The following is a 7,146-nucleotide window of genomic DNA, read 5'->3' as shown; positions in this document are numbered from 1 at the left end:
TTCTTGGCTTGAGAGCTTTTAACACCTCAATGCGATTTACCCTGCATCAGTGGAAAAAGACGATCCGCTGGCTTGATGAACTCACCGCTGAAGCTTGCATGAGCAAGATTACATGCTAAATTCGTGGGGATCCCTCAGTATCTAAGAACTAGATTTTACACCTCATGAAAAGGAAAATAAATGATGAGTTATGAGTCTCCTTATCAGGCTCTGAAAGAATCAGGGATTCGAAATTTGGTTAATGAATTTTACAGAATCATGGATGCCTCGCCAAACTATTCAGAGCTGAGAGCTATGCATTTAGCTGATCTTAGTGGTATTTCTGAAAAGTTAGGTGACTATTTAGTTGGTTGGATGGGTGGCCCACAAATTTATTTAGAAAAATATGGGTCGGTATGCATGACAGGGCCGCATAAAGCTTTTTCTATTGGTCCTAAAGAAAGGGACGCTTGGGTCTCGTGCATGTATGAAGCTATGGATTCATTAGCACTTAGTGACGATGTAAAAGGGATGCTAAAGAATCCGATATACCGCCTCGCTGATGCTGTAAAGAACAGGTAATATCATTAATAAATATGGCTTGTTTTAACTACTAGTCTCCTCGAGGAGCTGCTTTGTTGCAGCTTTTCTTTCGCAGATATTATATATCTGCTTTTTTTTGAACGAGAAAATTTTATCTATCTAGAGACTAGCCATTTGTGTAATTTCTTTGTGAGCCAAGGTGCGATTAGAGCCGTTGTTATACCAGTAAGAATTGTGGCGACTAACAACAGACCGATAGGTTCGGCTACTTTCGACGTAATCGGTTTTAGTAGATAGATTAATACGATAAGGGCCGGGTACACAGCGACTAAGCTAACAATCCATCGTTTCCAAAGGCGTGGAGGCTTTGGGGGGATTGGTAGGTTAACAACAGGCTCAAACCAAATATTTGAGCCATAGGCTTGTTGTCTGGCTACGTCGAGTACGGATAGTGTTTCAATAGGGTCAAGTACGGTCTTCCTGTCCGGAGAAAGCTTCCAGGCTTCTAAATCATCTTTACTTCTAAACCTCGCGATACAAAATATATCGATGCCTTGCCCATCATCTCGACGCACGATGTCGATAGACTCAAATCCGTCATGATCTTCTAATAGAAGATTCAATTTAGCAAGATGCGATGCAAACCTATCAACGTCTGAATAATTAATACGCAGAGAAACTAAATAGGATGCTGAATGGTCGGTATTGTGCCCTGCATCGAGTAAGTTATCATCGTTCATGTATTGAATGTCTCTGCATCGGAGTAATGGTTCAACATTGGGTAAAAAACCAGCGAGGAGTGACCTGGCTGGTTTGCTTCTTTACCGTTTGTAACTAAATATATCTACAGAGAATAGACCTCGGTAGTTGCAGGGTGGAACAGTTCATCTACAGAAAGATGTCTTGAACTCAGTCCCTGTTCGTAGTGGTTGCGCAGGAAGTATTCTAGCGTTTTGACGTTCGGTGCGACTCCGTATGACCAAAGATCCTTGGACATTTGTTGCGTTACGCCCAAAACATCTTCGACAAATGGCATTGTAACCTTGGTTGCTGAAGTATCTGATAGGGCATCAAGTGCCATTGTTTTAGCTTCAGTAAAGGCCTTGAGTAGAGCGCCTGGTAACCAGGGGTGCTGCTCAGCCAAGCTGCGACGTACGCCTAGAACGTGCATGATTGGGAACAACCCGGTTTCTTGATGCCATTGGCGTGCCGCAGAAAATCCATCCTGCCATAGGCGGCGGATCTGAGGGTGGCCTTCGTGGTAGCAGCGTGGCCATCTAGGGCCGATAAAACCATCAATTTCCCCGTCGATTAGCATCTGGTTTAGGGTAGCGCCTTCTGGAGCGTTCTCAATAGTTACGTTGTCTGGTAGATCAAGTTTGATTTTCTCAGGACGACCAGGTTTGTCCATTCCCCCGCGTATCCACGTAATCTGATCAGGGGTTACACCTGCATCTGCAAGGATTGCTCTAACCCATACGTTTGCTGTCAGTTGATATTCCGCGATGCCGATGCGGCGACCTTTGAGATCTTGAGGTGTTTCTATTCCTCTATCCGCACGAATATAAACAGAGGAGTGGCGGAATGCGCGGCTAAGGAAAACAGGAATTGCGATGTATGGAGGATTCTCTCGAGTCAACGAAACGCAATATGAACTCAATGATATTTCTGAAATATCACATGTCTTGTGGCGAAATGCGTTGAAGAACATCTCTTCTGGTGATTGAAGAAAAGTGATCGGATCGACACCGTCGATCTGTACCCGTCCATCATGAATGGGGCGAGTTCGATCATAATCACCCATTGCTAGGGAAAGTTGGAGCTTAGACATTTTTTATCCTTCTTGGTAATTAAGTGTGACTGTGTCACCCGTTTCGCTACTGGTAAGTAGTGCATGACAGATTTCGAGTGAAGCTCGGCCCCATTTGCCATCCTGCAATGGAGTCGTTTGTTCACGAAGTGCAGCATAAAGCGTGTCAAATACTTCTGCTCGGGCGGTTCTAAAAGGTGCGGGGTAGAATTCGGGTCCATTCGTATCGGTAATTTCCACTCCGTTCGGTGTCAGGCGAATGTCTCCGCGGTCGCCGAATACGAAAACCTGACCAAAGTGCTCGTGAGTTTGAGCCTGAGGGCAGGTTTCGAGTGATGAAAATCCGCGTGATGACTTAAACTCTGATTCGTCCTGGACGGATTCCAGTATTTTACGGGCGCTCTTGAATTCATCTGACTTGGATATGCCTAATTCAGCAGTGTTTTCCATTAGCCGGTCGCCATCAAAATGAGCGTAGCCTGAGTACGTCAAGCTGGCAAAGACACCTTCGCTAAAATCAATCAGCATGCTGTAGGCGCCCTCGGTCGGTCGATCAGCATCCCAGGCTCCACCAGTTCTGGCGGTAACACGCTGAGCGGGAACACCAGCGAGTCGGCGGACGAGATCGATTTGATGGACGGCTTGGCTAAACACTACACCTCCACCTAAGTCTGTTGAAAGCTCTGCCGCTGTTCTTGGGCGATATAAGAAATCAGTAGCATAGAGCGCATGTATCATCCTTACGCGCCCAATCTTACCTTTCGCGATTAAAGCTTCCGCGAGCTTAACCGGACCATCAAAGCTGTGGCTAGGGCCAACAATGATCTGTACTCCCGCCTTTTTTGCCGCTTCAATTAGTGATGACGCATCTTCTAATGTGACAGTCATCGGCTTTTCGATAAGGACGGATTTACCGGCGTTTATAGCGGCTAAAGCATGCTCTTTATGTAATCCATGAGGCGTGGATACATAGACCACTTCCACGTCAGGGTCTGTTACTAGGTCGCTAACATCGGCATAGGTCTTTGCACCAAAAGTCTTTTCAAATGACCTCCTGTGTTCGGAATTTGGCTCCGCGCCAGCAACTAAGGTAACCCCTGTGTGTGCATGGATAGCGGGGGCCGATAGCGCAAAGGCTCTCCCTAAACCCGCTACGCCTAGGCGTATTGGATTAGATATCGAGGACAAGGCGATCACCTTTGGCTCGGGATACACACAGCATTATTGTGTCGGATTTCTCGTCATCCATTAAAGCTAAGTCACGGTGATCCACTTCGCCTTCCGTATACTTGCATTTGCAGGTGCCACAAGTGCCGGTTTCACAAGAGCTGGAAAAATCGTGTCCGTTAGCGCGCAGAGCTTCCAGTATGGTGCGATCTGCGGGTACAGTTATCGTTTCACCTGATTTAGCGAGTTCGATGGTGAATTCGGTATCGCTATCTCGAATGATTTCTACGGGCATGAACTCTTCAAAATGCACTCGGCCATCAGGCCAATGTCCCGTACCGCCTTTCACTTCTTCCATTAGAGACGTTGGCCCACAGCAATAGATATGCTCCTGAGTTGGAGTCATCAGCAGATCCCAAAAATCGAAAGCATTTGAACTATCGCCTTCGCTATAGTGGATGGTGATGGCATCTCCGCAAAGCTCCTGAAGCTCATCAGCGTATGCTGCTTTTTCATAACTGCGAGCCAAATAAACAACTCGGAATTTTCTGCCTTCTGCTTTTAATCGTTGTGCCATAGAGTAGATCGGTGTGATACCTATACCGCCACCGATTAACAAAGCATCGTGCTTCGGGCCGAGAGGAAACTCATTATCAGACGTTTCTACATCCAGAACCGTCGATACTGTTGCCTGCTCATGCATCGACTTTGATCCACCACGAGAATTAGGCTCTTTTTTAATTGCAACAGTGTAAGCGTTTGGGTTGTCACCAGAATAAACCAATGAATAATAACGATGAGCTCCAGAGGGCGTGGTTATAGAAATATGTGAACCAGGTTCTGCTGGCGGTAAAGGTTGACTATCAACTGGAGTTAGGGTGAATTCTTCAATTTCTGGCGTAAGAGTACGCCGAGCAGTCACTTGCAGTTTCATTTTTCTTCTCTCTAGGTGTCGCAATATATGGATATGGTGTCATCAATCCTTAAATCGGGATATATGATCTAGGACAATATTAGCAATCTAATAATTTTCAGTCAACAATAATTAGATTACTAATAATGTTGACTATTCAAAATTAGATATCTATTATTTGTTTCGCTGAGGTAATCGAGCATAGGATTAATTTTCTGTTAATGCCTCTAATGCCTCTTCGACATGTCTTATCGACTCGTCGAATAGAAGCGTGGTTACAAATTTGGCTTACAAGCAGTGACGTAGGGTGCTTGTAGCTATGCGAAATAAAATAAAACGGAGAAATGCACAATGCTTACACCACAAGAAAATGAATTGTTAACTCATGTTATGCCGACCGACCCGATGGGTAAGCTTATGCGCCAGCATTGGACTCCGGTTTGTTTGCTCGAAGAAGTTAAAGAATGCGATGGCACTCCAGTACTGGTTGAAGCTTTGGGATCTCGTTATGTAGCATTCCGCGATACCGAGGGCCGAGTAGGGTTGTTGGATGAGCTTTGTCCTCACCGTCTTGCGTCTTTAGTTTTCGGTCGTAATGAAGATTGTGGTATCCGCTGCCTGTATCACGGCTGGAAGTTTGATGTGGAAGGTAACGCTGTAGCAATGGCTTCAGAACCACCAGAAGCAGAAAAGTCTATGTGTTCAAAAGTGAAGCACAAAGCTTATAAAACTGTGGAGTGGGGTGGTTTCCTTTGGGCTTGGCTGGGTGAGGGCGATGCGCCGGAATTTAAAAAGCCGGCATTTGCACCTAATGAAGATGTGCAAGTCTCTATCCTCAAAATTCGCCTACCATGTAACTGGGCTCAAGTTCTAGAAGGTCAGATTGACTCAGCTCATTCTTCATCATTGCACTCTTCGGACATGGTTCCTGCAAAAGTTGAAAGTGCGGCTGCGGATGATCAAGGTTGGTACCGTCCATCAACTGATAAGTCCCCGCGTATGCAGTCTGCGAAAACTGATTATGGATTCCATTACGCTGCGATTCGTCGTCCTATCGCGAACGCTGCAACCCATGACTACATTCGTATCACTCAGTATGTCGCACCTTACTACGCGCTGATTCCGCCTAACACTTCATACAACGTCGCAGCAGTCATCGTTCCGATCGACAATGAAAACTGTAACTTCCACTTTATTGCCTGGGGTAACCCTGAAACTACGCCAGATACGACTGCTTGGCGTGAGTTTGCTCGTGCAGTGCCGGGCGTAGATGTTGATCCGATTACGTGGGCGACAGTGGGTACGATGGAAAACCGCTTCCGTCAAGATCGCACCAAAATGAAGGAAGGCGACTTTACAGGTATCGCGGGCATTCCAAACCAAGACATCGCGATGTGGGTATCAATGGGTAAAATCGTTAACCGTACCGATGATATTCTAGGATCTTCTGATTTAGCGATTGTGGAATTCCGTCGTACGATGGTTGAAGCTGCTCAGAAAGTTGCTGATGGTGAGCCTGCTATCGGTAGTGCACCATCAATTATTCAGTCGTCAATTGCTTCCTTCCAGGGAGTTGTTCCAAAAGAATCAGATTGGCGTGAACTTTGGAAAGAAAACGTAGTGGCTGGATAAATACTAAATAGTCGACCCTGAATAATGGCGTTTTTAGTCTAAAGCGCCATTTCATTTTCTAACCTTCGCGGCAATAAGGCTTGTATCAATCTCACCCCGCTATAAATGCCACACTTGATCAAGGCAAAATTAAGCCACTTCAGCAGCTTACGAAGGTTTTGGCCACAGGCGCTTAGGATCACGTTAATCGCATCGCCCAGTATTCCTTTGAGGAAGCATCGTCTGAGTTTTCCGTCTGCTTTGAGATGCCCGATGATGGGCTCTACGCTATTTCTTCACCCCATCCAGTTCTTCTCTTTCTTGGGGACTCCGCGTTTTTGACCTGCAATCAAGACTTTAATATCTTCCACACCTGGCCCTTTATATCCTCGGTCAACAAAACAGATTTCAGGTTTTCGCCCAATCAAGGTTTCTACTTGTTGCTGTTATTTTTCGGGGGGATTACCGTTGAGAAGTGTCCCCCCAATTCGTTGTCCAATTGGTTCCAATCAATAACCTTAGCCAGTCGAACTAAAGGATGGTTGGGGTCAATGATGTCAACGAGCTGTGGTTGGAATAAATCCTTTTGCGATATAGTCTTTGTCTGACGAGGCTTCATAAAAATCACCCATTCTGCAACTTTTTGGGCCTTATGGCGCATTTATAGCAAGATTTAGGCATTAACTATCTTATAAAAACACTTTGCATTCAATGGGTTGAGAGTTATTCAGGGACGACTAAATAAGTTGGCTTCTTTAAGGTTTCTTATAAGTGCTATATGCCTCAGTATGAGCAAAGTCTTGTGCTGGGGTTTTGCTTTCTGCTTCAGTTGCCAGCTATTCGCTGCCTTAGCAGTCATCAAAAATTAGGTATTGTCCTTCATAAGATTAGAATGCATGTTCAATAAATATTCGCGAACGATTTCAATTTCCTCAAGGCTCATACCGCTTTGAGCCACGTCATTGACTTCTTTTGCTAGAGGTTCAAGGGTATCCTTAAGGCTCTTTCCATATTCAGTTAAATAAACGACCTGTCTTGGTTTTCCTTCAGTTATAGGGCGAAGCTCGACGAGGCCAGCTGCCAACATGCGTTTAATAACGGAGTTCGTTGTGGGTCCAGTAAG

At 45.4% G+C, this 7,146-nt stretch carries 7 protein-coding genes and 1 pseudogene; 2 read left to right on the top strand and 6 right to left on the bottom strand.

The annotated features are described in order from the left end of the window. Positions 1-180 precede the first annotated feature (180 nt). The gene (locus tag GY843_RS01860) at positions 181-561 is read left to right on the top strand and encodes a group II truncated hemoglobin (protein WP_286995626.1); all 381 of its coding nucleotides are present in this window, start codon (positions 181-183) and stop codon (positions 559-561) included. Positions 562-677: 116 nt separating this feature from the next. On the opposite strand, the gene GY843_RS01855 is transcribed toward GY843_RS01860, so the two are convergent. From GY843_RS01855 to GY843_RS01840, 4 genes are all read right to left on the bottom strand, one after another. Then, a complete protein-coding gene (locus GY843_RS01855) occupies positions 678-1,262 on the bottom strand; it encodes a hypothetical protein (protein WP_286995625.1) in 585 nt (194 codons plus the stop codon). A 104-nt stretch (positions 1,263-1,366) separates the two neighbouring features. Next, the gene (locus tag GY843_RS01850; protein WP_297306019.1) at positions 1,367-2,353 is read right to left on the bottom strand and encodes an ABC transporter substrate-binding protein; all 987 of its coding nucleotides are present in this window, start codon (positions 2,351-2,353) and stop codon (positions 1,367-1,369) included. A 3-nt stretch (positions 2,354-2,356) separates the two neighbouring features. Continuing rightward, a complete protein-coding gene (locus GY843_RS01845; RefSeq protein ID WP_297306018.1) occupies positions 2,357-3,520 on the bottom strand; it encodes a Gfo/Idh/MocA family oxidoreductase in 1,164 nt (387 codons plus the stop codon). Continuing rightward, positions 3,504-4,433, bottom strand: coding sequence for a PDR/VanB family oxidoreductase (locus GY843_RS01840; RefSeq protein ID WP_297306017.1), 930 nt, complete (start codon positions 4,431-4,433; stop codon positions 3,504-3,506). The genes GY843_RS01845 and GY843_RS01840 overlap by 17 nt, the downstream gene beginning before the upstream one ends. 330 nt (positions 4,434-4,763) lie before the next feature. Here GY843_RS01840 and GY843_RS01835 point away from each other — a divergent pair, with 330 nt between their 5' ends. Then, on the top strand, positions 4,764-6,044 hold the full coding sequence (locus GY843_RS01835; protein WP_297306016.1) for a Rieske 2Fe-2S domain-containing protein: 1,281 nt from the start codon (positions 4,764-4,766) through the stop codon (positions 6,042-6,044). A gap of 38 nt (positions 6,045-6,082) precedes the next feature. On the opposite strand, the pseudogene GY843_RS01830 reads toward GY843_RS01835, so the two are convergent. Together GY843_RS01830 and GY843_RS01825 are read right to left on the bottom strand one after the other, a co-directional pair. Beyond that, positions 6,083-6,466: pseudogene (locus GY843_RS01830) on the bottom strand (hypothetical protein); the annotation flags it as partial. Positions 6,467-6,888: 422 nt separating this feature from the next. Beyond that, on the bottom strand, positions 6,889-7,146 hold a 258-nt coding region (locus tag GY843_RS01825), incomplete at its 5' end, for a MarR family winged helix-turn-helix transcriptional regulator (protein ID WP_297306015.1).

The organism is Neptuniibacter sp. (assembly GCF_024231755.1).
Classification (GTDB): domain Bacteria; phylum Pseudomonadota; class Gammaproteobacteria; order Pseudomonadales; family Balneatricaceae; genus Neptuniibacter.
The sequence above is the reverse complement of the archived record's forward strand: the minus strand, read 5'-3'. Positions and strand labels throughout refer to the sequence as shown.